A 25,961-nucleotide genomic window follows, 5' to 3' on the forward strand; every position below is an offset into this window, starting at 1 on the left:
ATACAGAACAGTGCCACGGTTTGAAGCAGAGTGATTTTTTCACCCAGCAGTAGAAACCCGGCCAGTGCAGCCAAGGCCGGAGACAGACTGGAGAGCGTACCATAGGTGGTTTTGTTCAGGTATTGCACCTACACTATTACCTACACCACCACCAATAGCACCGCCTAATGCCGCTGCCCCAATACGTTGCTCAGAGGCACTCATGCTTTCACAACCTGCCAACATCAAAGTAGATAGTGATGCGATTGCAATCATACTCATATATTTTTTCATGAGATTTGTCCTTTTGGCTATTTCTTACAGCATAGATGATGAGTATGAACTTAAAATCAGTGAAATGTTACTATTACAAGTTCTATTGCTGAAATTTGTAAACAAAAAGCCTTAAAGAGTTTAAGGCTTTTGATACAGCATTAGAGATGACTTATTCTGCTTCTTTCAGCACAACCACATCCTTGGTAGTAGTACCATTCTCTTGAACCACCGCATGAGTAATACTCTCAGTGCTGTTTGGATCTTTGAATTGATCAAGCTGAAGCGTTTTACGCACTGGCTCTTGTCCTCTCTTTAACTCTACCCCTTGAGCATCAATCGCCTTAGCTTCAGCAAGCACCACCCCCTCTTGAGTAACCTTTGATTTTATTTCAATTTTTGAGGTAGGCACAATCATGCTACCCGGCTGAATCACAGGCACAGACATTTTTTGCTCTGAAAATTGACCAGCCTGGTCTTCCAATACTACATCTCGCGCCACCAGATCTTTACCACCATTTGAGACTTCAAAAATCGTGGCTTCCGTGGTGCGTACAGGTTGCTGACCTTTGATGGTACGAATAATCTGGGTTTTAACAATGGGCACCACACCTTTGTCTTCTAACACAATCGTATTTGGCATCGGTGCAGCCATCGTTTGGCTGGTCACTACAAATACACTGAGAGCCAGCAATTTTTGGATAAGTTTCATAAATGAATTCCCCTAGGTTTATTCGTAAATTATTACGTTAGAAAAATGAAAGAATTTGTGTACTTATATTTTCACTATAGGAAGAATGTGAAACTTATTAAAGCTTAAAGCCAGTTTTGTAACAAAAGGATAAAAAAAGCCACCCGGAGGTGGCTTTTTTTATTTATTTAAAGGACCAATTACAGACCGTTAAATTCATCATTGAATGCTTGGCTTAGCGCTTGATCGACATCTGAGAAGTCATTGTGCAGTTCAAATTCTGCAGCTTCTGCTTCCTGACGACGACGCTCGAGGTGATAAGCTAAACCTGTACCCGCCGGGATCAGACGACCTACTACTACGTTTTCTTTCAGGCCACGTAAATCATCTTCTTTACCTGTTACAGCCGCTTCAGTTAACACACGTGTTGTTTCCTGGAACGATGCAGCAGAGATGAACGAGTCAGTAGACAGCGACGCTTTGGTAATACCCATCAATTGGCGTTCATACTTCGCAGGGAACTTGTTCTGTGCCAGAACAGCTTGGTTCTCTTGCATTACACGGATGAAATCTACTTGCTCACCTTTGATGAAGCTGGTATCGCCACCATCTGTAATATCTACTTTACGCAGCATTTGACGTACGATCACTTCAATATGCTTGTCGTTGATTTTTACACCTTGCAGACGGTATACATCCTGAACTTCGTTCACGATGTAGTTGGTCAACGCCACTTCACCTTTCAGACGTAAAATGTCATGCGGGTTCTGTGGACCATCAGAAATAGTTTCACCACGGTTCACATGCTCGCCTTCGAACACGTTGATTTGACGCCATTTCGGAATCAGCTCTTCATATACTTCAGAGCCATCATCCGGTGTAATTACCAGACGGTTCTTACCTTTGGTTTCTTTACCGAAGCTGACAATACCAGACACTTCTGCAAGGATCGCATGTTCTTTCGGCTTACGCGCTTCGAACAAGTCCGCAACACGTGGCAGACCACCGGTAATATCACGGGTACGTGAAGATTCCTGTGGTACACGGCCGATAACATCACCGACACCAATTGTTTCGCCGTCACGCACAGAAAGAATCGTGTTCTGTGGCAAGAAGTAGAACTGCTCGGTACCATCAACAGTATCTAATACCACTGCTGGACGTAAGTCTTTACCAGATACTGGACGTGCAGTCACTGGCAAGATTTCAACAGTGGTCATACCCGTTGCATCATCGGTTTTCGATGTTGCAGTTACACCGTCAGCGATTTGGCTGAAGCGAATCTTACCAGCAACTTCTGTCACCAGTGGATGTGTATGCGGATCCCAAGTGGCTACGATACCACCTGCTTCCACAGTTTCGCCATCTTTCAGCAAGATAGACGCACCGTATGGCAGTTTATAGCGTTCGCGCTCACGGCCTAAATCATCCGCAATACCGATTTCACCTGAACGTGAAGTCGATACCTGGTGACCTTTGGCATGCTGTACAGTTTTCACGTTATGGAAACGTACAGTACCTTTGTTACGAACCTGTACGCTGTTCGCAGCAGAAGTTCGGCTTGCCGCACCACCGACGTGGAAGGTACGCATCGTTAACTGTGTACCCGGCTCACCAATCGATTGAGCAGCCATAACACCTACAGATTCACCTGGATTCACCAGATGACCGCGCGCAAGGTCACGACCATAACACTTCGCACATACACCGAAAGTCGATTCACAAGATACAACTGAACGTACTTTCACTTCGTCGACACCTTGCTCTTCCAGGAAGTTTGCAAGCTTTTCGTCGATCAAGGTGTTACGCGGCAGAATCACGTCATCTGAACCAGCTTTCTTCACATCTTCCGCAACCACACGACCCAGAACTCGAGTACCCAAGTTCTCGATCACGTCACCACCCTGAATGAATGGAGTCATTACCAGACCAGACAAGGTGCCACAATCCGGTTCAGTAATGACCAAGTCTTGTGCAACGTCAACCAGACGACGTGTCAGATAACCCGAGTTCGCAGTTTTCAATGCAGTATCGGCCAAACCTTTACGCGCACCGTGCGTCGAGATGAAGTACTGCAGTACGGTCAAACCTTCACGGAAGTTGGCTTTAATTGGGGTTTCAATGATCGAACCATCCGGTTTCGCCATCAAACCACGCATACCCGCCAACTGACGGATCTGAGCTGCGGAACCACGGGCACCGGAGTCAGACATCATATAGATCGAGTTGAATGATTTCTGTTTCTCGTCTTCACCCTGTTTGTTTTTCACAGTGGTGAATGACAAGTTGTCCATCATCGCTTTGGCAACCTGGTCGTTGGTACGTGCCCAAATATCGACCACTTTGTTATAGCGCTCACCAGCAGTGACGAAACCTTGTTCAAACTGTTGTTCGATTTCACGAACTTCAGCTTCAGCTTTACCAATGATAATTTCTTTTTGTGGTGGAATGACCATGTCTTCCATACCCACAGAAACACCTGAACGCGTCGCTTGACGGAAGCCCAAGTACATCAATTGGTCAGCAAAAATAACGGTATCTTTCAGACCCAGCTTACGGTAGCACGAGTTGATTAACTTAGAGATGTTCTTTTTGGTCATCTCCACGTTAATTTGCTCAAAGCTCAAACCTTCTGGCACAACTTCCCACAGCAGACAGCGACCAGGCGTGGTATCAACAATAATTGTTTGTTGTTCACGTTCGCCATTTTCATTAATTACAGTCTGGTGTACACGGGCTTTAACACGAGCGTGCAGGTCAACCTGACCCGTTGCCAATGCGCGGTTGACTTCATGCGTATCCGCGAACACCATGCCTTCACCTTTGGCATTCACTGCATCACGAGTGATGTAGTAAAGACCCAAGACCACGTCCTGAGACGGTACGATGATCGGCTCACCGTTGGCTGGAGACAGAATGTTGTTGGTTGACATCATTAACGCACGAGCTTCTAACTGAGCTTCAAGTGTTAATGGAACGTGGACCGCCATCTGGTCACCGTCAAAGTCGGCGTTAAACGCAGCACAGACGAGCGGGTGCAGACGAATTGCCTTACCTTCAATCAGAATCGGTTCAAATGCTTGCAGGCCTAAACGGTGAAGAGTTGGCGCACGGTTCAACATTACTGGATGCTGACGAATCACAGAAGCCAGTACGTCCCAAACTTCTGGAGTCTCGCGCTCCACCATTTTCTTCGCAGCTTTAATGGTGGTGGCTTGGCCAGATGCTTGCAGTTTCGCGAAAATAAACGGCTTGAATAATTCAAGAGCCATTTTTTTCGGAAGACCACATTGGTGTAAACGCAGGTTTGGACCAACAGTAATTACCGAACGACCCGAGTAGTCAACACGCTTACCAAGTAAGTTCTGACGGAAACGACCCTGTTTACCTTTGATCATGTCTGCCAAAGATTTCAATGGACGTTTGTTTGAACCAGTAATGGCACGACCACGACGACCGTTATCTAACAACGCATCGACAGACTCTTGCAACATACGTTTTTCATTACGTACGATGATGTCTGGCGCTGCAAGATCAAGAAGACGTTTCAAACGGTTGTTACGGTTGATCACACGACGGTAAAGATCATTCAGGTCAGATGTCGCAAAACGACCACCTTCAAGCGGAACCAGCGGACGAAGATCAGGTGGAAGTACTGGAAGTACAGTCAGTACCATCCACTCTGGCTTGTTGTTTGACTCTTTAAACGCTTCCATCAACTTCAAACGCTTAGACGCTTTTTTCAGCTTGGTCTCTGACGTTGTGTTTGGAATTTCTTCACGTAGACGTGAAATTTCGTTTTCAAGATCGATGTCTTTTAACAAATCCTGAACAGCTTCTGCACCCATTTTCGCAGTGAATTCATCACCGTGTTCTTCTAGCGCATTGAAGTATTCTTCATCGTTCAGAAGCTGGTATTTCTCAAATGGCGTCATACCTGGGTCAGTGACTACATACGATTCGAAATACAATACACGTTCGATATCACGCAGTGTCATATCTAATAACAGACCGATACGGCTCGGCAGTGATTTCAGGAACCAGATATGCGCAACTGGAGATGCCAGTTCGATGTGACCCATACGCTCACGACGAACTTTAGCAGTAGTTACTTCAACGCCACATTTTTCACAAATGACGCCTTTGTATTTCATACGCTTGTATTTACCACACAAGCATTCGTAATCTTTAACTGGACCAAAAATTTTGGCACAGAATAAACCATCACGTTCAGGCTTGAACGTACGGTAGTTAATGGTTTCCGGTTTTTTAACTTCACCATGAGACCACGACTTAATCATTTCTGGTGACGCAAGACCAATACGGATGCGGTCAAACTCTACAGGAGCATGACCGTCTGAATCCGTCTTTTTGCGCATGATATCGAGCAAGTCTTTCAATTTTTTTCTCCGTGTGTTGTGGAGATTTTCACTACACAACTGGGTCACAAATATTGTTTTTAACTGAATATCCTCCTTCAGTCCCCACTTTATTACAGGAGGGAAGCTCCAGAGCGCATTAAGCGCCGGAACTCCCCTTTTTTTAAGGGATCAGGAGGATTAATGGTTATTTAGTCACCATTTTTCAGTTCAATGTTGATACCTAAAGAACGGATCTCTTTGGTCAATACGTTGAACGATTCAGGCATACCTGGGTCCATGTAATGGTTACCATCTACAATATTCTTATAGATGCGGGTACGACCTTCAACGTCATCCGACTTCACAGTGAGCATTTCCTGAAGTGTATATGCTGCACCGTATGCCTCTAGTGCCCAGACTTCCATCTCACCGAAACGCTGACCACCGAATTGTGCTTTACCGCCTAGTGGCTGCTGTGTAACAAGTGAGTAAGAACCTGTAGAACGTGCATGCATCTTGTCATCCACCAAGTGGTTCAGTTTCAGCATGTACATATAACCTACTGTTACAGGGCGGTCAAAACGCTCACCTGTACGACCATCATAAAGTACAGTTTGACCCGTACGTGACAAGCCAGCCAGCTCCAATAACTCTTTGATCTGACCTTCTTCAGCACCATCAAATACTGGTGTTGCCAAAGGAACACCTGCACGCAGGTTGCCAGAAAGTAACAAGATTTCATCATCAGTCAGACTATCAAGATCTTCTTGCTTACCACCGACCTTATTGTAAATCTTGTCCAGGAATTCACGCAGCTCGGCAATTTGACGCTGTTCTTTCAGCATCTTGTCGATCTGGTCGCCCAGACCTTTCGCCGCCATACCCAAGTGAGTTTCCAGAATCTGACCCACGTTCATACGAGATGGTACACCGAGCGGATTCAGTACGATATCAACAGGCACACCGTTGGCATCGTGTGGCATGTCTTCTACCGGCAGGATGTTAGATACTACACCCTTGTTACCGTGACGACCCGCCATCTTATCACCTGGCTGGATACGACGTTTGACCGCCAGATAAACCTTAACAACTTTCAGAACACCTGTTGTGAGTTCATCGCCTGTAGACAGTTTGCGTTTCTTCTCAGCGAATTTCTCATCGATCTCGAGGCTCTTCTCTTTCAAGAACACCTGGATCTGGGTTAAACGTTCTGCAATTGCTTCATCTACCGGCTGGATTTCAAGCAGATCAACCAGCTCTAAACCAGACAATACATCTTCAGACAGTTTATCGCCGCGTTTAGTGGTACCGCCGCCATTCGATTCCTGACCTTTCAACAGGCGAACAATACGTTCACGTGCCGCTTCTTCAAAGATTTTATATTCTTCTTTCAAATCTTTGCGGTAAGCGTCCAGCTGTGCTTTTTCAATTGCTTGAGCACGGTCGTCTTTTTCCAGACCATCACGTGTAAACACTTGAACATCGATCACGGTACCTTTGGTGCCTGATGGAACGCGAAGTGATGAATCTTTCACATCAGCTGCTTTTTCACCGAAGATTGCACGTAGCAGTTTTTCTTCCGGAGTAAGCTGTGTTTCACCTTTAGGCGTTACTTTACCGACCAGGATATCACCTGCAGTTACTTCAGCACCGATATAAACAATACCAGACTCATCTAGCTTAGACAGAGCCGCTTCACCCACGTTTGGAATATCAGCAGTGATTTCTTCTGCACCCAGTTTGGTATCACGTGCAACACATGATAATTCCTGGATGTGAATAGACGTTAAACGGTCTTCCTGAAGTACACGCTCAGATAGCAAGATCGAGTCCTCGTAGTTGTAACCGTTCCAAGTCATGAACGCGACACGCATGTTCTGACCCAGTGCAAGCTCACCACCATCCGTCGAAGGACCATCAGCAAGCACATCACCACGGCCTACTTTATCACCTAGACTCACCAGAACTTTCTGGTTGATACAGGTGTTCTGGTTCGAACGCGTGTATTTGATCAGGTTGTAGATATCTACACCTGCTTCGCCCGCCACCATTTCGTCTTCATTCACACGAATAACGACACGAGAAGCATCAACAAATTCAATACGGCCACCACGTTTCGCGATTACACATACACCAGAGTCATGTGCTACGTTCGCTTCCATACCGGTACCAACCAGTGGCTTGTCAGCGATTAACGTAGGAACAGCCTGACGCTGCATGTTTGAACCCATCAATGCACGGTTGGCATCATCGTGCTCAAGGAATGGAATCAGTGATGCGGCTACCGAAACGACCTGCTGGGCAGAGACATCCATATGCGTCACTTTTTCTGGTGGAATTCGTACAAATTCACCTTGGTAACGTACAGATACGAACTCTTCAGTCAGGTTACCGTTTTTATCTACTGCAGAGTCAGCCTGTGCAATCACAGTGCCTACTTCTTCAATTGCAGACAGATATTCAACTTCCTCGGTTACACGACCATCCACGACTTTACGGTATGGTGTTTCCAGGAAACCGAAGTTGTTACATTTTGCATAAACTGAAAGCGAGTTGATCAAACCAATGTTTGGACCTTCAGGCGTTTCAATTGGACAGACGCGACCATAGTGAGTCTGGTGTACGTCACGCACTTCAAAGCCAGCACGTTCACGTGTCAAACCACCTGGCCCAAGCGCGGATACACGACGCTTGTGGGTAATCTCGGACAACGGGTTGTTCTGGTCCATGAACTGGGACAACTGGCTTGAACCAAAGAATTCCTTGATCGCAGCAGCCACTGGCTTCGCATTGATTAAATCTTGCGGAGACAGGTTGTCAGTTTCAGCTTGTGATAAACGCTCTTTTACCGCGCGTTCTACACGTACCAGACCTACACGGAACTGGTTCTCAGTCATTTCGCCTACTGAACGCACACGACGGTTACCCAAGTGGTCGATATCATCGACTTCACCTTTACCGTTACGGATTTCAACCAATGTTTTTAATACATCAGTGATATCTTCGTTCGACAAAATGCCTTCAACTTCACGTGACTTCTGGTCTGTACCGACTTCATAAGGACGACCCAAACGACGGTTGAACTTCATACGACCTACTGGAGACAGGTCATAACGCTCAGACGAGAAGAACAGGTTATTGAACAGGTTTTCAGCCGCTTCTTTTGTTGGCGGCTCGCCTGGACGCATCACTTTATAGATTTCAACCAGGGCTTCTTCACGGCCGGTTGTGGTATCTGCACGCAAAGTATCTGCGACAAAAGGACCACGGTCGATATCATTGGTGAACAGAATGTTAAACTGCTTCACACCGCCTTCAGCAATTTTGACCATCACTTCATGGCCAAGTACAGTATTGGCAGCAATCACTTCCCCATCTTTCAGGGCAATATCTTCAGCCGTAATACGCTCATACAGGTATTCATCAGGAACTGAAAGCTTGGTCAGGCCAGAAGCTTCCATTTGACGAACATGACGCGCGTTGATACGTTTACCCTGTTCAACAATTACTTTGCCATCATTATCAGTGATATCGAACTGGGCCATTTCACCGCGCAGACGCTCAGGAACCAGGTCAATCTGGTAGCTACCCATATCCAGATATACAGGCACTTTCTCGTAGAACATGTCGAGAATCTGTTCGTTGCTATAACCTAAAGCACGCAGTACGACAGTCGCCAGCAATTTACGACGACGGTCAATACGTACATAGACCAGATCTTTGGCATCAAACTCAAAGTCTAACCATGAGCCACGGTAAGGAATAATACGTGCAGAATAAAGAACCTTACCACTAGAATGAGTCTTGCCTTTATCGTGGTCGAAGAACACACCTGGTGAACGGTGCAATTGCGACACGATGACACGCTCAGTACCATTGATCACAAAAGTACCGTTATCTGTCATCAGTGGCATTTCGCCCATGTAGACTTCTTGTTCACGTACGTCTTTAATAGATTTCGTTTCACGATCTTTCAGGATCAAACGAATTTTTACGCGCATTGGTGCGGCATAAGTTGAGCCACGAAGAATACATTCGCGTACATCAAACTCAGGCTTACCAAGACTATACTCAACAAATTCTAAAGCAGCATTGCCAGAATAACTTTCAATAGGAAAAACTGAACGAAATGCGGCTTGGAGACCGATATCTTCGCGGTTTTTTGGTGATTTGCCATCTTGTAAGAATGTTCTGTACGAGTCGACTTGAATCGCGAGCAAGTACGGAGCATCCATGATGTTAGGCAATTTACCAAAATTCTTACGGATCCGTTTCTTTTCGGTATATGAGTATGCCATCTGGAGTCCTCGGAAAGTGTAAACCAAGCCCGCCTGCAGAACGGACTTAGAAGGAATTACGCCGGCCAATATGGCCACCACTGTTTACAAATGCTGCAATTTTTAGTGGTATTAAAACGCTTAACAATATTTTTTTACCGAAAAATATTGTTAAGCGTTTGTGTACATTATGTTTATTTTTAATTTGTATGATTTTTATATCATGCAAACAAAAATCGAGCCGATTATTGTAACGCAAAAAGGCTGATGACCCAATAGCCATCAGCCATTTTTTTGGAGCCGATTACAAAAAACCCGACTCCCTTAAGAAATTACTTAAGTGTAACTGTAGCACCAGCTTCTTCAAGTTTCTTCTTAAGCTCTTCGCCTTCTTCTTTAGAAACAGCTTCTTTGATCACTGAAGGAGCGCCTTCAACTAGATCTTTAGCTTCTTTAAGACCAAGGCCAGTTGCTTCACGAACTGCTTTAATTACAGCAACTTTGTTCGCGCCGAAAGAAGTCAACTCAACGTTGAATTCTGATTGCTCTTCAGCAGCAGCACCAGCAGCGCCAGGAGCAGCAGCAACAGCTACAGCAGCAGCAGAAACGTTGAATTTCTCTTCAAAAGCAGAAATAAGTTCAACAAGTTCAAGAACAGTTTTTTCAGCAACTGCGTTTAGGATTTCTTCGTTAGTTAAAGCCATGAGAATAACTCCAAATGGAAATTGAATGGTGTGTAAATTGATTTAAGCTTATGCAGCTTCTGACTCGTTTTTCTCTTTGAGCGCAGTAATAAGGCGACCCAATTTCGAAATAGGAGCTTGAAGAACGTTTGCAAGCATAGTAAGCGCTTTTTCTTGGTTCGGAAGGTTTGCGATAACGCTAACTTCAGCACCTTCATAAACCTTACCGTCAAATGCAGCAGCTTTAAGTTCAAATGCTTTGTTAGTTTTAGCAAATTCTTCGAACAAACGAGCAGCAGCACCCATGTCGTCTTCAGAAGTTGAGAAAGCCAAGATCGTTGGGCCAACAAGGTTGTCATTCAAGATATTGAATTGAGTATCTTGAAGAGCACGTTTAGCCAAAGTATTACGTACAACACGTGTAGCAACACCCAGTTTACGCGCTTCAACACGTAGAGCAGTTAACTGTCCTACGGTTAAACCTTGATAGTCAGCAACAACAGCAGCATACGCAGTAGAAGCGACTTCAGCGACTTCAGCTACGATCTGTTTTTTGCCTTCGATAAGAAGAGCCATTGTAAAACCTCCTAACGGTGATTTATGTGCTTACGCGAAGCACACTCCCAATTCGTTAACCCATCACTGGACTAACACGCGGAGGATGAACAAATCACACCACCGCGTCTACGCGGGCTGGGCTATTAAGAGCGGAGCATAAAACTCCGCCCGCCCGCGGTCTTTGACGCTGATAAATTTTCATTTATCAATTCAAAGTTTGCCTAAATTATCCCCTCTCCTTGTAGGAGAGGGCTAGGGAGAGGTTTAACCCTCTTCCTGACCTTCTCCCAGAGGGAGAAGGAGACATCTTCAGGGCTTTAAAATTCTTTCTTAATCAGCGAGATTAAGCAGTAACGTTTGCCACATCAACGATCAGACCAGGACCCATAGTTGAGCTCAAAGTGATCTTTTTGATGTATACGCCTTTAGAAGTCGCAGGTTTTAACTTTTTCAAGTCAGCAACCAAAGCTTCAACGTTTTGACGAACCGCTTCAGCAGAGAAACCTACTTGACCGATTGCAGCGTGGATAATACCTGCTTTGTCTACGCGGTAACGTGCTTGACCAGCTTTTGCATTTTTAACTGCAGTTGCTACGTCAGGAGTTACAGTACCCACTTTAGGGTTTGGCATTAAGCCACGTGGACCAAGGATCGTACCCAGCTTACCTACAACGCGCATTGCATCTGGAGCAGCAATCACAACGTCGAAATCAAGGTTACCCGCCTGGATGCTTTCAGCCAGATCGTCGAAACCAACAACGTCTGCGCCTTCAGCTTTAGCCGCTTCAGCAGCAGCACCTTGAGCGAATACAGCTACACGTACAGTTTTACCAGTACCTGCAGGAAGAGTCGTTGCACCACGCACAACCTGGTCAGATTTACGAGGGTCAACACCCAGGTTTACTGCGATATCCAAAGATTCTTTGAATTTAGGAGCTGGAAGGCTCTCTAAAACTGCAACAGCTTCTTCTAGCGTGTAAACCTTGTTCGCTTCTACAGCAGCTACGATCGCTTTTTGACGTTTAGTTAATTTAGCCATGTCTTAAAGCTCCACATCCAAGCCCATAGAACGCGCAGAACCAGCAATGGTACGTACACGTGCGTCTAAATCAGCACCAGTAAGATCTGGTTCTTTAGTAGTCGCAATTTCTTCGATTTGAGCACGAGTCAACTTACCAACTTTAGTTTTGTTAGGTACAGCTGAACCCTTCTGGATACCCGCAGCTTTCTTAAGAAGAATCGCAGCAGGTGGAGTTTTCATGATGAATGTGAACGACTTGTCGTTGTACACAGTGATCACGACTGGAATTGGCAGACCAGCTTCAAGTTTTTGTGTAGCAGCATTGAATTCTTTACAGAATGCCATGATGTTTACACCACGTTGACCTAGTGCAGGACCAATCGGTGGAGATGGATTCGCTTTACCAGCTGGAACTTGCAGCTTGATATAGCCGTCAATCTTCTTAGCCATTTCAAATTACCTCTGGGTACAAACGCCGATGAAGGCTCCCCAACATTTACGCAACGCTACCGTTACAACAACAATGCCCGAGCTTAAAAAAGTCGGGCGCTTTCAACCAAGACCAGCTAGATTGCTTTTTCGACTTGACGAAATTCCAATTCAACTTGAGTTGGTCGGTTAAATACATTAATCGTCAACGTTAAACGTGACTTTTCGTAAAGAACTTCTTCCACCACGCCTTTAAAGTCAGTGAATGGACCGTCAATTACAAGTAATTCTTCGCCTGGTTCAAACATCGTCTTCGGACGAGGTGCTTCACCAGTATTGCGTACACGCGCCAGAATCGCATCAGCTTCTTTTTGCGTAATTGGAGCTGGCTTTTCTGCCGTCCCCCCAATAAAGCCAAGGACTTTTGGACACTCTTTTACGATATGCCAAGTATCATCATTCATTTCCATTTCGACCAATACATAGCCTGGAAAGAACTTACGCTCTGATTTACGTTTCTTGCCATCCTTCATCTCTACCACTTCTTCGGTAGGAACAAGGACTTCACCAAAGCTATCGGCAACAGCGCTACGCTGGATTCGATCATTAAGCGAACGCATCACTTGTTTTTCATAGCCTGAATAGGCATGAATAATGTACCAACGTTTCATAGCTCTCTTACCCGATAATAAACTTCATTAACCAGCCTAGAATATAGTCAAAACACCATAATAAAATGGCTGCTACAACTACAACTACAAGGACATGCCAAGATGTGGTCACGGTCTCTTGTTTGGTAGGCCAGGTTACTCGACGTAACTCGATTCGTGCATCTTTAACAAGACGAACAAAGCCTTTGCCTTGATGGGTGGCGTATAATAAACCGAATGCCACAACGATACAAGCCAAAATTACCCCAACACGCACCCAAATATCATTCGCGGGTGCCCAGTATGCAGGTAAATGTTGGTTTACCATCATTGCACCTACCAATAAAATCAAGGCGATAATCCACAGAACTACGTCCAATGGAGAACCTGAACTTACATCTACAGCAGGATTATTTCTTTGAGGAATTGCCGCTTCGCTTAATGCGTCGCGTGATTTATCATTCGACATTTTTGTACTCGTCGTAGGTTTCGCGACTTATTATATGACCAGTTTTGCCGACATCAAGCGTCTTTTAAAAAAACTTGGCAGGCCAGGAGGGACTCGAACCCCCAACATTCGGTTTTGGAGACCGACGCTCTACCAATTGAACTACTGGCCTGTAAAACAAACTGGAGCCTAAACTCCAGCTTGTTTTTACTATTCTATGATTATGCAGTTACTTTAGCAACTACACCAGCACCTACTGTACGACCACCTTCACGGATCGCAAAACGCAGACCTGGGTCCATTGCGATTGGGTGGATCAGTTCTACTGACATCTCAACGTTGTCACCAGGCATAACCATTTCCACACCTTCTTTCAACTGGATCGCACCAGTTACGTCAGTTGTACGGAAATAGAATTGTGGACGGTAACCGTTCAGGAATGGAGTGTGACGACCACCTTCTTCTTTAGAAAGTACGTATACTTCCGCATCGAATTTAGTGTGTGGCTTGATTGAACCTGGTTTAGCCAATACTTGACCACGTTGTACGTCTTCACGCTTAGTACCACGAAGAAGAACACCACAGTTCTCGCCCGCACGACCTTCGTCTAGAAGCTTACGGAACATCTCAACACCAGTTACAGTTGTTTTAACGGTGTCTTTGATACCTACGATTTCAACTTCTTCACCAACGCGTACAACACCAGTCTCAACACGACCAGTTACTACTGTACCACGACCAGAAATAGAGAATACGTCTTCAATTGGCATCAAGAATGCTTGATCGATTGCACGTACTGGCTCTGGGATGTAAGTATCAAGCGCTTCAACAAGTGCAACTACAGCATCTTCGCCATACTGGCCAGATTCGCCGTTCAGTGCAGCAAGAGCAGAACCACGGATTACCGGAGTGTCGTCACCCGGGAAGTCGTATGTAGAAAGAAGTTCACGAACTTCCATTTCTACCAGTTCGATCAGCTCTTCGTCATCAACGATGTCACATTTGTTCAGGAATACGATGATGTATGGAACACCAACCTGACGAGAAAGCAGGATGTGTTCACGAGTTTGTGGCATAGGGCCATCAGTCGCTGAACATACCAGGATCGCGCCATCCATCTGAGCCGCACCAGTAATCATGTTTTTAACATAGTCGGCGTGACCTGGGCAGTCGACGTGAGCGTAGTGACGAGTTGGAGAATCGTATTCTACGTGTGAAGTATTAATGGTAATACCACGTGCTTTTTCTTCTGGTGCAGAGTCAATTGCAGCGTAGTCACGAGCTTCACCACCGAATTTCTTCGCACATACAGTTGCAATCGCAGCTGTTAAAGTTGTTTTACCATGGTCAACGTGACCGATTGTGCCCACGTTAACGTGTGGCTTATTACGTTCAAACTTAGCCTTAGCCATGTTAATCTTCCTCGTTTACGTCGAACACAATTCTGAGTAAAACCCAGCTCCGACATATCGTTTAAAAAAACCGAACACCAAATACTTGAAAAGCAGACTAAATAGCCTGCTTTTGGAATATTTTTGCAACTTAAGTTGCCAAACTGTAATCTGGAGCTCTTATCGAGATTTGAACTCGAGACCTCTCCCTTACCAAGGGAGTGCTCTACCACTGAGCTATAAGAGCAAATATTAGTACTTCAACTCATGGAGCGGGAGACGAGGATCGAACTCGCGACATGCAGCTTGGAAGGCTGCCGCTCTACCAACTGAGCTACTCCCGCACGATGTTGGTACTAAACCACTTTGAAGTCTTAAAATTGGTGGTGGGAGAAGGATTCGAACCTTCGAAACTTTCGTAGCGGAGTTACAGTCCGCCCCCTTTGACCGCTCGGGAATCCCACCATTTTACACTTACATCAGTGTCGTTCTTTACTTTGCACTCCAAACTTTCTAAGATGGTGCCGGCACACGGATTCGAACTGTGGACCTACTGATTACAAGTCAGTTGCTCTACCAACTGAGCTATGCCGGCGTTTCTTAGTGTTTCGTACGTTTCGTATCGGAACGGTGTGCAGTTTAGCAAAACTTGAAATCCGTGCAAGTGTTTTTTTCAAAAAAAACGCCAAAAACTCACAAAATCAATCCGTTTGACGATAATTCAACCGCCTTGATCACTGCGCGAGCTTTTATTTGGGTTTCATTCCACTCAGACTCAGGATTTGAGTCTGCAACCAAACCTGCTCCGGCCTGTACATAGACCTTATTTTCACGAATAACGCAGGTACGAATCGCAATCGACATGTCCATTTCACCATGCCAGCCTAAATAACCCACAGCACCGCCAAAAATTCCGCGTTTTACAGGCTCGACTTCATCAATAATTTCCATGGCGCGGATTTTAGGCGCCCCAGAAAGTGTGCCTGCTGGGAAAGTGGCTTTAAAAACATCCAGCGCATCGATATCATCGCGGACTTCACCCTGTACATTCGACACAATATGCATGACATGGGAATAACGCTCGATCACCATTTGATCGGTCACTTGCACTTTTCCAGTTTTTGAGACCCGTCCCACATCATTTCGCCCCAAGTCGATCAGCATGACATGCTCGGCGATCTCTTTTTCATCAGAAAGTAACTCTTGTTCTAAAGCCAGATCTTCTTCTTTACTTTTGCCGCGTGGACGGGTTCCTGCCAGCGGGCGGACTGTAGCAATACCATTTTCCAGACGGGACAGAATTTCTGGTGAAGAACCGACAATATGAAACGGTGTCTGGTTGTCCAGGGTCTGCCCTTGTACCAAAAACAGGTAAGGGGATGGATTTAAATGACGCAATGCGCGATAAACCTGTAACGGGTCGCCATCAAAGTCAGACACCATCCGGTGGCCTGGTACCACCTGCATGACATCTCCAGCACGGATATATTCCTTAACCTGCTCTATCGACTCCAGAAACTTATCTTTTCCGGTGAGCGACTCGAAATGCGGAGGGGTATGTTTTTCTGCTTTTAAGCTGACTGGGGTTGCCAGAATATTTTCCAGTTCATTTAATTGTTCCTGTGCTTTTTCATAAGCAACTGGATCCGTGGCATCGCCATGTACAATCAGGAACAAGGTATCTTTTAAATTATCAAACACGATGACTGTTTTAGACAGCATCATCCAGAGGTCTGGCAGACCCACAGGATCCGCTTCAGGCATATTGTTCAGGCGTGGTTCGATATAACGTACCGTATCGTAACCAAAGTAACCCACCAGACCGCCGGTAAAACTTGGCAATGCCGGAAGTTCGGCCTGAGTCGGAACTTTAAACTGGGCCTGAAAATCACGGATATACTGAAATGGATCGCTACATGCCTGCTGCTCAAGGCGGCCATCGGCATGTTGTATTGTGAGTTGCCCTGCATTACAGGAGAATACGGTAGATTCACCGAGTCCAATAATGGAATAGCGCGCCCAGTTTTCACCGCCCTCAACAGATTCAAACAAATAGGCATGTTGATGCTGTTTTAAACGGGCAAATACGGACAATGGGGTTTCTGTATCCGCCAGACGCTGGCGATAAACAGGAATCAGGTTGTACCCTTGTGCTGCAAGTTGCTGGAATTGGGCTTGAGTGGTCATTCGGTTTTTCTCTTTTAATAGGGTTTACTTAGTTTGCAAATTGAAGTGAACCGAGCGACGCCATCGAAAAACCGTATCACTATTCATTCTATTTCCTTTATTCCCTTGTGCTAGTTCAGCAAATCTCTTAAGTCACTCACGATCTGCTGTGGCTGCGAATCCGCAATATCCTCGCCATGATTATAGCCATAGCTGACTACAATACAATCAATGCCTGCCCGACGTGCTGCTTCAATATCATTGCAAGAATCACCAATCAGCAAGACCTGTTCTTTGGCCACCTGATAATGCTCCACACAATGTAATAGCTGACGTGGATGCGGCTTACGTTCGGCAAACCGGTCACCGCCGATGGTATCTGTAAAATACTGTGACATTTCCAAGGCATCCAGAATACTGCATGCCGGGCGCTCCGGTTTATTGGTAACACAGATCAGGGTTTTACCTTCGGCCTTGGCCCAAGCCAGAAATTCCAGAATCCCCGGGAAAGGCACGGTATCAATACATGGATCGGCATTGTAAATTTCCAGAAAGGTGCTGAGTAATTCCTGATGCTGGGCTGGCATCACCTCACCGACCAAATGGCGCAGGACGCTCTCGCAAAAGAGGGAACTACCCTTGCCAATCCAGACCCGCACCTGCTCTTCCGTCACCGAGGGCAGTTGCATGATATTAAGACTCATATTCATGGCGCGATACAGATCATGAGCCGAATCCACCAAGGTACCATCCAGATCAAATAAAATCAGCTGGCGCTGTTCGAGCTGTGCAATTGACATCCTGACCCTCGTTTTTAGTTATGCATTGTCAAAAAAGGCATGCGTTCTGCATGCCTTGATTGTATAGCCAATCATCGGCCTATTTAAATAATACCCAGGCAATAATTGCCAGAATCACCAGTACAATCAGGGAAATCAAGCCCACAGAAGCGTTTTTCTGCGCCTCTTTTTCCTGCTCAACACGGGAAATCGGCTGCTCTACCGGAACCGGGGCGGGCTCAGGCTTGACGGCGGTCAGATCTATACCTTCAGCAATCGGGGCCGGTTTCGGAATACCGACATTGGTTGGCATGCCATCACGTGTTAACTGGATCGAAGCATCACGCTCTTTCAATTCTGGTATACCTTGCTCATTCATATGTTGAGCTGGCGTTTTTTCAACCACTTCTACATCTTCAGTCACTTTTTCAGCAGTTGCTTCAATGTCTGCAGCAACGTCAACCGCTCGAACCGGTTCAAGCACCAAAAACTTCAAGCTGGCAAATTGAACGATATCATCTTGCTTTAACAGGGTTTCCTGCTCAATACGCAGATCATTTACAAAGGTACCATTGGATGAACCCAAATCCTGCACCCACAGTGCATCCTCTTTAAGCAGGAAAGCCGCATGTTTACGCGAAATCTCTGCTGCCTGCAACACAATATCGGCGCTCTGATGACGCCCTACCAGCATGTCACGCTCTATTGCAATATCTTGTCCAGCGAGATCATCTGTAATCGCATGTATTTTCCAAGTCATGAAATCCACTTCTCTATTCTCTTTGCCGCTATCATAACATGCTGCATGCCCATGCGAATATCCTAGCTTTTCGGTCTAAGTGTAGTGGTTGTAACGGTATTTTTACTTTTTTCGATCTGCTCGACAGGCGGTACAGTCTGCTGTGGAATGACTGGCTCGATTGCAACAGGTGTGGTCGTCACTGTAGATGAGTTCGTTGCAGGGGCCGTTGGCACAGTCTGATAAGGCGAATTTTTTAATGGGGTTTTAGACACTGGAATACGCTGCTGATAGACATCATCTACATTTTCCGGCAATTTGGAGAAATTCCCATCTGCATCCAGAGCCAATTGCAAACTATATAACTGGCTATAGCGCTGTTGGGTCAGTTTGCGTACTGCATTCTTGTCGCCCACAATGGTCGGATGAATAAAGATCAACAGGTTACGTTTCTGATTAGACTTTCCTTCGGAGCGGAATAAGCGGCCAAGACCTGGAATGGCACCCAGACCCGGTATAGCCTGACGGCCATAACTGGTGTTGTCCGAAATCAGACCGCCCAATACAATGGTTTGGCCATGTTCAGCCAGAATCGAGGTTTTAATGGCCCGTTTACTGGTCACCAGATCAGATGCCTGTCCTTTATTGGCTTTAACATCCGACACCTCCTGTTCGACTTCCAGACGTACCGTACCATCCTCCCCAATGTGTGGAATCACTTTTAAGGTTACCCCGACATCCTTACGTTCAATCGTGGTATAGGGATTGGCAACGCCAGCAGCACCCGTCGATACTGAACCGGTAACAAAAGGTACGTTTTCACCTACCACGATATACGCTTCTTCATTGTCCATCGTGACAATAGACGGCGTAGACAACAGATTGGATTTGGTGGTTTCTTTGAGCGCCTGAATCAGGGCTCCATACAGCTTGCGGGACCCATCTGCGCCTTCTTTATAGTCACCCAGGATTAATGAGCCACCTGTACCCAGTGCACTGCCCGCCCCTGCTAGGCCGCCAGTCAGATAACCCGCGGCAATATTTTTCAGGCTGCTGCCAAAATTATCAAAGTTAATCAAGCCAATACCGCTATTGAGATCACCCAGGGCCCATTGCACCCCAAGCTGGTCCGCGTCATTGCCTTCAATCTCAATAATGGCAGCTTCAATCAGCACCTGCTGGCGACGAACATCCAGCTGGTTAATTGCGGATTCTATTTCACGCATTAACTGCGGATCTGCCTTGACCACCAGCGAGTTCTGGGTAGCGTCCGCAATAATACTAACCCCATTGGCACTAAAACTACTGATGCCCCCCTGCTCGGCTTTCATACCACTGTTCAGCTGAATACCGGAAGCACCATTACTATTTGAATTGCTGCCAGCACTGTTGCTATTGCTTAAATTACTGATGGGATTGGATGAAGATGAGTCAGATGACGCATGATCCGAACTACTTTTTACGGCCTGACCCGTGACCAGACCTTGCAGAATTTCCGCCAGATTCTTGGCACTCGCATATTTCAGGCGAAAGACTTTTAATCCGCCCAGACGGTCGGCGGCCGGCACATCCAGCGTTTCAATCATCTGACGTACCCGTTTGCGGGTGGCCAAATCACCTTTGATCAGAATCCGGTTGGTTCGCACATCGGCAATTACCCGAACACGAGAACCACGCAGATCCTTGGCGGCACCTGTCGCGGTCATCGACTCAATCAGCTCGATCATTTCTTCAGCCTGACTCGATTGCAGGCTTACTGCCTCGATGTCATTTTGCCCTGTTCCGTCCAGATTACGGATGATGGTTTCCAGCTGATAAATATTATTGGCACGATCTGACACGATCAGGGCATTGGTGCCCGGCACAGCAGCCAGATGGGCAAATTGCGGCATTAAAGGACGCAGGGCCGGAATCAGGTCATTCGGATTGGTATTTTCCAGCCAGATGACCCGGGTAACAATCTGGTCTCCACGGGCGCGGCTACGGGCATCATAGGGAATGCCCGAGTTTTTGACATTGCTATCAGGCACCAACTTGATGGTATTACCTGAAGGAATGGCCACCACCCCATTGACATTCAACACGCCTAAAAACAGGTCATAAACTTCATTTTTATTTAAAGGCTTATTGGAAATCACCGTAACATTACCACGTACCCGGGGATCTACTGCAAAATTTTTACCTGTAATATCAGCAACTTCATTAATGAAAGCGGTTAAGTCTGCATCCCGGAGATTAATTTTCCAGGTTTGCGCATAACTGGCCGTACTGACCATAGCCACCAATGGTGCGGCCGCGCACAGCGCCCAAGCTGATCGATTATTATTAAATAAAGCCATAAACTTTTGTGCTTCCTAACCCTATATGTTGTGATGACACATCATTTCAAATCTTGTTGTATGGTCATCACCTGATCACCACGTTGTATTTCGAGTTTCACCTGACCTTCACGTCGAGCCTGTTCTAGTAATTGTGCTTCAGTCTGCCCCTGTGTGAGCGTCTGGCCATTTAAAGACAGAATCCGATCTCCCGGTCTTAAACCCAGGCGGTTACGCAGCGCAAGCGGTGTACGAGAGGTGACTTCATAACTGCCATCGGCTGCACTAACCCCCATATTTTGTAAATATTGTTCACGATTTTCCTGCATCTGCTGAATGGCACGACCAATCTCATTTTGCGGTGATGGGGCAGGAGCTTGAGGCTCAGCCCGACCTTCATTACCTGAAGAGGGCTTGGCAGACAGCAGAGACTGTTCTGGAACAATCGGCTGATTTAAACCATTTTCCAGCCCTTTGAAGAATACTTCCTGCGTGGCCCCGCCAGGACGGCGCAGTACAACCCGATCCCAATACACTTCTGCCAGCTCAAATCCACTATTGGCCAGCGTTTCGCCCACACGGTAACGGTCGACCTGATCATTAATTTTAAAAACTGCTGAAGAGTTATAACTCGGGCTGGCCACCACCACCCCTTGCAAGCTGAGATTGGCAATCTCGGTCGTTGCCGCCGTTTGTGTGTTTTCCTGAAATAACGAAAATGCACTGATATTCGGCACCTGTGGCTGTTGTGAACCGAGTTCGACCCGATCTACCTGCATGGCCTGAGGAGGAGCCACCAACAACCAGAATAGAGCAGCCAGTTTCCAGCATACATACAGCATTAAAAACAGGAGCAATACAGGTGCAGCCCGGTTAGCTTGCTGCAGATTCAAGCTCTTCAAGTCATCTAGAGAGAAGGCCATCAGTTTAGCCCTCCCATCAGCGGTTGGCGGGTACTAATGACATAGGTGTCCAGACCGGCTTTACCTGTATAAGTAGGTGCATTCATCAAGAAACGCTGGGTGAGCTGGACATCCAGCATGAGATCAGGATCAAGTTTTATATTTAGCATTCGCTGATCGCGGGCATCTCGTACGTCCAGCAGCAGCTGGTTACTTTCATCCGAGAGCTGACCAGTTAAAGCCGGTACATTGATCTGTTCCTGACGCTGGGCAAAAGTATAAATCAACTCTCCTCCTGCCCACTGCAGCTGACCCGTCACCTGGCTAAAGCCCTGCTCTTTTTTATACTTAAAGTCCAGCTCTTTGAGCTGGATTGAATTACTAGGCCATTGCCAGGCGGCCAGCTTTTTTAAGCTTTCTGGTGCCAGCTGACCTTCAAGATTTTTAACTCTTAAAGTTTTGTTCAGGCCGTATGCCAGGGTACCGGAAAGTTGAGTATTACCGCTATGCAGATCGACTTGAGCCCCCAATCTCAGCAATAGCAGGTCCAGAGGTCTGAGCTGCCAATTCAAGCTTCCACTTAAGTTTCCTTTTTTCCAGTCTGCACTTCCCTGCCAGATATTCCCGTTAATATTGTGTAAGACCTGATTATTTTTATAAAATTTTGAAACTAACCAAGCTGCTGGCACCTGCAGTACAACAAAGATAAAAAAGGCCCCAATTGCAAGTATTAACCACTTTAAAGTTTTCGGTTTACTGCTCATTCCATCACGACCAACATATCGAATCTGAATTCCCGTTTATCATTTTTACTTCTACAGACCATTATGCACACTTTTTCTATGGCGCCAATTCATAGCTATAAAAAAACCAAGCAGTCATGCTTGGTTCATCAATCATAGCTCGCCTATATGACGAGCTAATGACGAAATATTAATTAAAAATTAAATTAAAAAATCTTCCAGCTTTGCACCTTTTTCCAATTCTGCAACCAGCCAACGTGGCTGTTTACCACGACCAGTCCAGGTATCTGCAGTATTCGATTTACTGCGGTAACGTGGCTCTACAGATTTACGTGAGGTTTTTTTACGTTTCGACGCGCCAAACTCGATCAGCTGTTCAATACTTAATCCCACTTTTTCCGCAATCTCTAAAACTTGACGATAAGCTTCTTCAATTTCTTGATCTTTTTTTGAGGCAATCAGGGCTTCAGCTTCAGCTTGCAGGCGTTTTAACTGTTCAACAGATAGATTTGTGATATCCGGCATTATATTCTCCAAAAAATATTTCAATAACATTATTTGTTTTATTAAATAACAGCTTCATCATATTTATTTTAAAAAAAATATTCAATATATAATTGAAGTCTACAACAATAAATTGAAAACTCATTACAAAAAATAAATAATTAGTCTACCTATTAAATTATATGCCCCACACTTGATTCAAGTTGGATGATTTTTTCTCGAATAGTTGGCGGAATGACTGTTTTTTGTAGAGTGTGTTTATTGAGACAGACAATTACTGCTTCTGAAGTGGCCACAATACACTGTTGGACTTCACTCCATAATAGATAATGCATTCTGATTGCAGTATGCCTGAGTTCATCAATACGTACCGCAATCTTTAACTGATCAGGATAGACCACCGGTTTTAAATATCGGCATTGATTTGAAGCCACTACAGTTAAAATATCTTCATCAAAAACATTTAATTGATTTAAATACGCCAGACGTGCACTTTCAATATAGCGGTAATAGATAACATTATTAACATGACCAAAAGCGTCCATATCTCCCCAAGCCACGACCTGTGAGTAAATGACTGGATATTGTTGTAATTCCGACATGATCATCCTTAAATTCTAATTTCTATAAAATTGACATTCGATTCAAATACCTTATGCAGCTGTTGCAACAAATCTTCTCTGTCCTGCAAGACCGACTTAATTCTTAAATACCCCATACGGATATCATCCGGGTATGAGTCCAGCAATTGCTCAGCTTCCTCAGTCTGCCCTGTGGCCCGTAACACGTGCCATTTGGCAAAGGTCAGAATAGGCAGGGTCATATATTTATTTTCCCAAAGTGCAATTTGCTCAGCAATATAACTATAATCTGGAGCCTGTCTTAATAGTTGCTGCTGGAACCACAAATAAAAGACATCCTGATTAAATTGCTGTTCCAGTAACTGCATGGCCAGACTTTCATGTTCGGCACTCATTTCGGGCATTTTAAATAATAGTTTTAGCCATAAGAGGTTAACCTCGTAATCGCGCGTAAATAACTGGGGTTTTAAGTCCAGATATCGTTGCTGCAAATATTTTAAATCTTCTTCACTGGCCTGATCATAGGCCGCTAATAATTGTTCTAACCAGGATTTTTTGACTTTTTGGTCTAAATGTCCATATTTAGTCGAGCGCAGATATAACCACGGAAACTGTAAGGCAAACTGTCCCCATAATGAATTTAAACGTTGTTCATAGGCGGTTTTCACCTGATTTAACCAAGGTGATAATTCATGCTGGTTTAAAAACTCTAAATGGGTTAAAGCCTGCTGGCCATCCTGCTGAGATAAATAAATTTCTATTCGCTGTAATTCTGCCAGCTCAAATGCCATAGGGTTAGATTGATTTAAGGCTTGTAAGGCTTCGCTATATTGCTGCTGTCCCCAAGATAATCGCGCCTCAATAATATATTTGAGTAGCCCTGAAGTATTAAAAGACTGCTGAATAAAATTGCGCTGATCCTGTGCTGCATTCAGCAACCAGACCACAGCCAACTGCTCATAAGGATGTAAACGGGCAAAACTAAACACTGTTTCATGCTTGCGCTGTTCACGGCTCAAATAGCGTTTGGTGGCATACCAGATCATTTGCATCACCAAACTGGTCAGCGCCAGCATAGCAGCCAGAAACCAGAAGGTGGTCTGAATTTGCCATTCACGCCAGTATAAATAGACATACCCCGGGCCATGGCCATAACTCATCACGCTTAGGACCGCAATGCCAAACAAACACGCCAATAAATAAGCAAGCAAAATATGTTTCATAAGCGTTTAGCTCAGCAGGGTACGAGTATTTAACAACGGAACAGGCGTTAGTGGCGTGGCCTTGATCTGTTGCAACTGTTTGATCCAGTGCTGACTGCGTTCATCCGGCAATTGCTCCAGCACATCAATGACGCTCTGCAATGCCTGCTGGAAAGCCACTTGCTGCCCCTGTTGCAGGGTGTTTTGTGCAATCAGCAAGCGTAGTTGTGCTTCTTTTAAAATCAGATGGCGTTGCATCAGCACACTGCTCATCTGTTCGACCGGCTCAACTTGAATCCAGCGTTGCCAAAATGAACGAGTTTGCGTAGATGAGGCCTGATGGGGGAGCTGAATTTCTTTTTTAATTTCAGCATCCATCTGGCTTAATAATTCATTCAGTCTGTTCCGTTGCATCACCCGTTCATTGGTCCACTGCTTCAAAGTCTCCTGGTCTTTGACGATCGCCTGTTCCAGACTGCCAGCCAACGCAGGTGCCAGGCCCAGCTGAGCCACTTCATTTTTTAAACGGTTCAATTTTTCTACCGCCACAGCATGTTGTTGCTGTTGCAGAGCAAATTCAATCAAATCCAGATATTGTTCAACCAGCTCCAGGTTTTGATGTGTATCGACCGCGACAGTCTGACTATTCTCAGAACCACTCACCACAGCTGCTGTAGATGAGTTCGAGACCACCAACCGCTTTAAAGCCACCAGCTGATCATTCAGGTTAGCATTCTGCTGCTGGATCTGATTTAAACGTCCATTTAATTCCGTCTGGGCTGAATTCAAGAGATATAGGTCATAGCTCAGTTTGACAATCCATGCCAAAGCCAGAGTCAGAAACAGGATGAAAATTTTTTTCATGAATGCCCTAATGTCGTCAGCATATAGTGCAGAATAGTTGATCCGCTTAAGTCATCGAGCTGCGCGAATTGAAAACCTGCCTGATGCTGCTGTTGATATTCCCCCAGGAGCACTGCCAAACGCGGCCCCAAAACCAGATAATGCGCTTGATGAATCAGTTGTGGACAGCTTTTTTCTGCCAGATCCAGCCAGTTGAGCCAGCTGGCTTCACTACTGATTAATACTACGCAAGGCTGTTCAGCCTGAATCACAGCCCGTTTTTTTTCTAAAATGTCTGCACTCTCGGCCGGACATTGCCGTCGGTAAAGTACAAAATTCAATACCTGAACCTTCTGCTCATGCAGATGCTGCATCATGAACTGGCGTCCCCCTTCACCCCGCCAGAAGGCCACCGTCGCTGGC

At 45.5% G+C, this 25,961-nt stretch carries 21 protein-coding genes, 5 tRNA genes and 2 pseudogenes; all 28 read right to left on the reverse strand.

The genetic code is table 11. The features are described 5' to 3' along the window. Positions 1-128: pseudogene (locus E2K52_RS15410) on the reverse strand (EamA family transporter); the annotation flags it as partial. After that, positions 127-273, reverse strand: a pseudogene (locus E2K52_RS15700) (DNA transfer protein p32); the annotation flags it as partial. The pseudogenes E2K52_RS15700 and E2K52_RS15410, both read right to left, overlap by 2 nt. Before the next feature lie 151 nt (positions 274-424). Further along, positions 425-964, reverse strand: a complete 540-nt coding sequence (locus E2K52_RS07320) for a hypothetical protein (RefSeq protein ID WP_151204486.1) — start codon at positions 962-964, stop codon at positions 425-427. 179 nt (positions 965-1,143) lie between these two features. Next, positions 1,144-5,343, reverse strand: a complete 4,200-nt coding sequence (gene rpoC, locus E2K52_RS07325) for a DNA-directed RNA polymerase subunit beta' (protein ID WP_151204487.1) — start codon at positions 5,341-5,343, stop codon at positions 1,144-1,146. A gap of 170 nt (positions 5,344-5,513) precedes the next feature. After that, positions 5,514-9,602 carry a DNA-directed RNA polymerase subunit beta gene (rpoB, locus tag E2K52_RS07330; protein ID WP_151204488.1) on the reverse strand — a complete coding sequence of 1,363 codons (4,089 nt, stop codon included), beginning with the start codon at positions 9,600-9,602 and terminating at the stop codon, positions 5,514-5,516. A 311-nt stretch (positions 9,603-9,913) separates the two neighbouring features. Continuing rightward, positions 9,914-10,285, reverse strand: coding sequence for a 50S ribosomal protein L7/L12 (gene rplL, locus E2K52_RS07335; RefSeq protein WP_151204489.1), 372 nt, complete (start codon positions 10,283-10,285; stop codon positions 9,914-9,916). Positions 10,286-10,333: 48 nt separating this feature from the next. Further along, positions 10,334-10,840 carry a 50S ribosomal protein L10 gene (rplJ, locus tag E2K52_RS07340; protein ID WP_151204490.1) on the reverse strand — a complete coding sequence of 169 codons (507 nt, stop codon included), beginning with the start codon at positions 10,838-10,840 and terminating at the stop codon, positions 10,334-10,336. Between the two features lie 325 nt (positions 10,841-11,165). Continuing rightward, positions 11,166-11,861: a 50S ribosomal protein L1 gene (gene rplA, locus E2K52_RS07345; RefSeq protein ID WP_151204491.1), complete on the reverse strand. Its 696-nt coding sequence runs from the start codon at positions 11,859-11,861 to the stop codon at positions 11,166-11,168. Positions 11,862-11,864: 3 nt separating this feature from the next. Continuing rightward, positions 11,865-12,293 (reverse strand): 50S ribosomal protein L11, encoded by a 429-nt coding sequence (rplK, locus tag E2K52_RS07350; RefSeq protein WP_151204492.1) that lies wholly within the window; start codon positions 12,291-12,293, stop codon positions 11,865-11,867. Positions 12,294-12,409: 116 nt separating this feature from the next. Beyond that, complete coding sequence (gene nusG, locus E2K52_RS07355) at positions 12,410-12,943, reverse strand: transcription termination/antitermination protein NusG (RefSeq protein ID WP_151204493.1); 534 nt, start codon at positions 12,941-12,943, stop codon at positions 12,410-12,412. A gap of 7 nt (positions 12,944-12,950) precedes the next feature. Further along, positions 12,951-13,391: a preprotein translocase subunit SecE gene (gene secE / locus E2K52_RS07360; RefSeq protein ID WP_151204494.1), complete on the reverse strand. Its 441-nt coding sequence runs from the start codon at positions 13,389-13,391 to the stop codon at positions 12,951-12,953. Positions 13,392-13,466: 75 nt separating this feature from the next. After that, positions 13,467-13,542, reverse strand: a tRNA-Trp gene (locus E2K52_RS07365). A 49-nt stretch (positions 13,543-13,591) separates the two neighbouring features. Continuing rightward, a complete protein-coding gene (gene tuf / locus E2K52_RS07370) occupies positions 13,592-14,782 on the reverse strand; it encodes an elongation factor Tu (protein WP_151203694.1) in 1,191 nt (396 codons plus the stop codon). 151 nt (positions 14,783-14,933) lie between these two features. Then, positions 14,934-15,008 (reverse strand) — tRNA-Thr (locus E2K52_RS07375). A gap of 21 nt (positions 15,009-15,029) precedes the next feature. Beyond that, positions 15,030-15,105: transfer RNA gene (locus E2K52_RS07380), tRNA-Gly, on the reverse strand. A 37-nt stretch (positions 15,106-15,142) separates the two neighbouring features. Then, positions 15,143-15,226: transfer RNA gene (locus E2K52_RS07385), tRNA-Tyr, on the reverse strand. Between the two features lie 54 nt (positions 15,227-15,280). Next, positions 15,281-15,356, reverse strand: a tRNA-Thr gene (locus tag E2K52_RS07390). A gap of 98 nt (positions 15,357-15,454) precedes the next feature. Continuing rightward, on the reverse strand, positions 15,455-16,948 hold the full coding sequence (gene trpE / locus E2K52_RS07395) for an anthranilate synthase component I (RefSeq protein WP_151204495.1): 1,494 nt from the start codon (positions 16,946-16,948) through the stop codon (positions 15,455-15,457). A 110-nt stretch (positions 16,949-17,058) separates the two neighbouring features. Continuing rightward, a complete protein-coding gene (gene gph / locus E2K52_RS07400) occupies positions 17,059-17,727 on the reverse strand; it encodes a phosphoglycolate phosphatase (protein WP_151204496.1) in 669 nt (222 codons plus the stop codon). 79 nt (positions 17,728-17,806) lie between these two features. Beyond that, positions 17,807-18,466: an FHA domain-containing protein gene (locus E2K52_RS07405; protein WP_151204497.1), complete on the reverse strand. Its 660-nt coding sequence runs from the start codon at positions 18,464-18,466 to the stop codon at positions 17,807-17,809. 62 nt (positions 18,467-18,528) lie between these two features. After that, on the reverse strand, positions 18,529-20,784 hold the full coding sequence (gspD, locus tag E2K52_RS07410; RefSeq protein ID WP_151204498.1) for a type II secretion system secretin GspD: 2,256 nt from the start codon (positions 20,782-20,784) through the stop codon (positions 18,529-18,531). A gap of 41 nt (positions 20,785-20,825) precedes the next feature. Then, a complete protein-coding gene (locus E2K52_RS07415; protein ID WP_151204499.1) occupies positions 20,826-21,686 on the reverse strand; it encodes a type II secretion system protein N in 861 nt (286 codons plus the stop codon). Continuing rightward, on the reverse strand, positions 21,686-22,429 hold the full coding sequence (gene gspN / locus E2K52_RS07420; protein ID WP_151204500.1) for a type II secretion system protein N: 744 nt from the start codon (positions 22,427-22,429) through the stop codon (positions 21,686-21,688). The genes E2K52_RS07415 and gspN overlap by 1 nt, the downstream gene beginning before the upstream one ends. Before the next feature lie 180 nt (positions 22,430-22,609). Further along, the gene (locus tag E2K52_RS07425; protein WP_171478826.1) at positions 22,610-22,936 is read right to left on the reverse strand and encodes an H-NS family nucleoid-associated regulatory protein; all 327 of its coding nucleotides are present in this window, start codon (positions 22,934-22,936) and stop codon (positions 22,610-22,612) included. Between the two features lie 149 nt (positions 22,937-23,085). Then, on the reverse strand, positions 23,086-23,514 hold the full coding sequence (locus E2K52_RS07430; protein WP_151204502.1) for an acyl-CoA thioesterase: 429 nt from the start codon (positions 23,512-23,514) through the stop codon (positions 23,086-23,088). Between the two features lie 8 nt (positions 23,515-23,522). Continuing rightward, the gene (locus E2K52_RS07435; protein ID WP_151204503.1) at positions 23,523-24,716 is read right to left on the reverse strand and encodes a heme biosynthesis protein HemY; all 1,194 of its coding nucleotides are present in this window, start codon (positions 24,714-24,716) and stop codon (positions 23,523-23,525) included. 6 nt (positions 24,717-24,722) lie between these two features. Next, positions 24,723-25,559 carry a hypothetical protein gene (locus tag E2K52_RS07440; protein WP_151204504.1) on the reverse strand — a complete coding sequence of 279 codons (837 nt, stop codon included), beginning with the start codon at positions 25,557-25,559 and terminating at the stop codon, positions 24,723-24,725. Beyond that, positions 25,556-25,961: uroporphyrinogen-III synthase (locus E2K52_RS15110; RefSeq protein WP_413772987.1), on the reverse strand; the 406-nt coding region annotated here is incomplete at its 5' end. The genes E2K52_RS15110 and E2K52_RS07440, both read right to left, overlap by 4 nt.

Origin of the sequence: Acinetobacter sp. RF14B, assembly GCF_006864105.1 — a bacterium.
GTDB lineage: Bacteria > Pseudomonadota > Gammaproteobacteria > Pseudomonadales > Moraxellaceae > Acinetobacter > Acinetobacter lwoffii_C.

Excerpts from the sequence above, each read along its gene's own strand:
- E2K52_RS07320 (WP_151204486.1), bottom strand. The coding sequence starts at position 964 with ATGAAACTTATCCAAAAATTGCTGGCTCTCAGTGTATTTGTAGTGACC.
- rpoB (WP_151204488.1), bottom strand. The coding sequence starts at position 9,602 with ATGGCATACTCATATACCGAAAAGAAACGGATCCGTAAGAATTTTGGT.
- rplL (WP_151204489.1), bottom strand. The coding sequence starts at position 10,285 with ATGGCTTTAACTAACGAAGAAATCCTAAACGCAGTTGCTGAAAAAACT.
- rplJ (WP_151204490.1), bottom strand. The coding sequence starts at position 10,840 with ATGGCTCTTCTTATCGAAGGCAAAAAACAGATCGTAGCTGAAGTCGCT.
- rplA (WP_151204491.1), bottom strand. The coding sequence starts at position 11,861 with ATGGCTAAATTAACTAAACGTCAAAAAGCGATCGTAGCTGCTGTAGAA.
- rplK (WP_151204492.1), bottom strand. The coding sequence starts at position 12,293 with ATGGCTAAGAAGATTGACGGCTATATCAAGCTGCAAGTTCCAGCTGGT.
- nusG (WP_151204493.1), bottom strand. The coding sequence starts at position 12,943 with ATGAAACGTTGGTACATTATTCATGCCTATTCAGGCTATGAAAAACAA.
- secE (WP_151204494.1), bottom strand. The coding sequence starts at position 13,391 with ATGTCGAATGATAAATCACGCGACGCATTAAGCGAAGCGGCAATTCCT.
- tuf (WP_151203694.1), bottom strand. The coding sequence starts at position 14,782 with ATGGCTAAGGCTAAGTTTGAACGTAATAAGCCACACGTTAACGTGGGC.
- trpE (WP_151204495.1), bottom strand. The coding sequence starts at position 16,948 with ATGACCACTCAAGCCCAATTCCAGCAACTTGCAGCACAAGGGTACAAC.
- gph (WP_151204496.1), bottom strand. The coding sequence starts at position 17,727 with ATGTCAATTGCACAGCTCGAACAGCGCCAGCTGATTTTATTTGATCTG.
- E2K52_RS07405 (WP_151204497.1), bottom strand. The coding sequence starts at position 18,466 with ATGACTTGGAAAATACATGCGATTACAGATGATCTCGCTGGACAAGAT.
- gspD (WP_151204498.1), bottom strand. The coding sequence starts at position 20,784 with ATGGCTTTATTTAATAATAATCGATCAGCTTGGGCGCTGTGCGCGGCC.
- E2K52_RS07415 (WP_151204499.1), bottom strand. The coding sequence starts at position 21,686 with ATGGCCTTCTCTCTAGATGACTTGAAGAGCTTGAATCTGCAGCAAGCT.
- gspN (WP_151204500.1), bottom strand. The coding sequence starts at position 22,429 with ATGAGCAGTAAACCGAAAACTTTAAAGTGGTTAATACTTGCAATTGGG.
- E2K52_RS07430 (WP_151204502.1), bottom strand. The coding sequence starts at position 23,514 with ATGTCGGAATTACAACAATATCCAGTCATTTACTCACAGGTCGTGGCT.
- E2K52_RS07435 (WP_151204503.1), bottom strand. The coding sequence starts at position 24,716 with ATGAAACATATTTTGCTTGCTTATTTATTGGCGTGTTTGTTTGGCATT.
- E2K52_RS07440 (WP_151204504.1), bottom strand. The coding sequence starts at position 25,559 with ATGAAAAAAATTTTCATCCTGTTTCTGACTCTGGCTTTGGCATGGATT.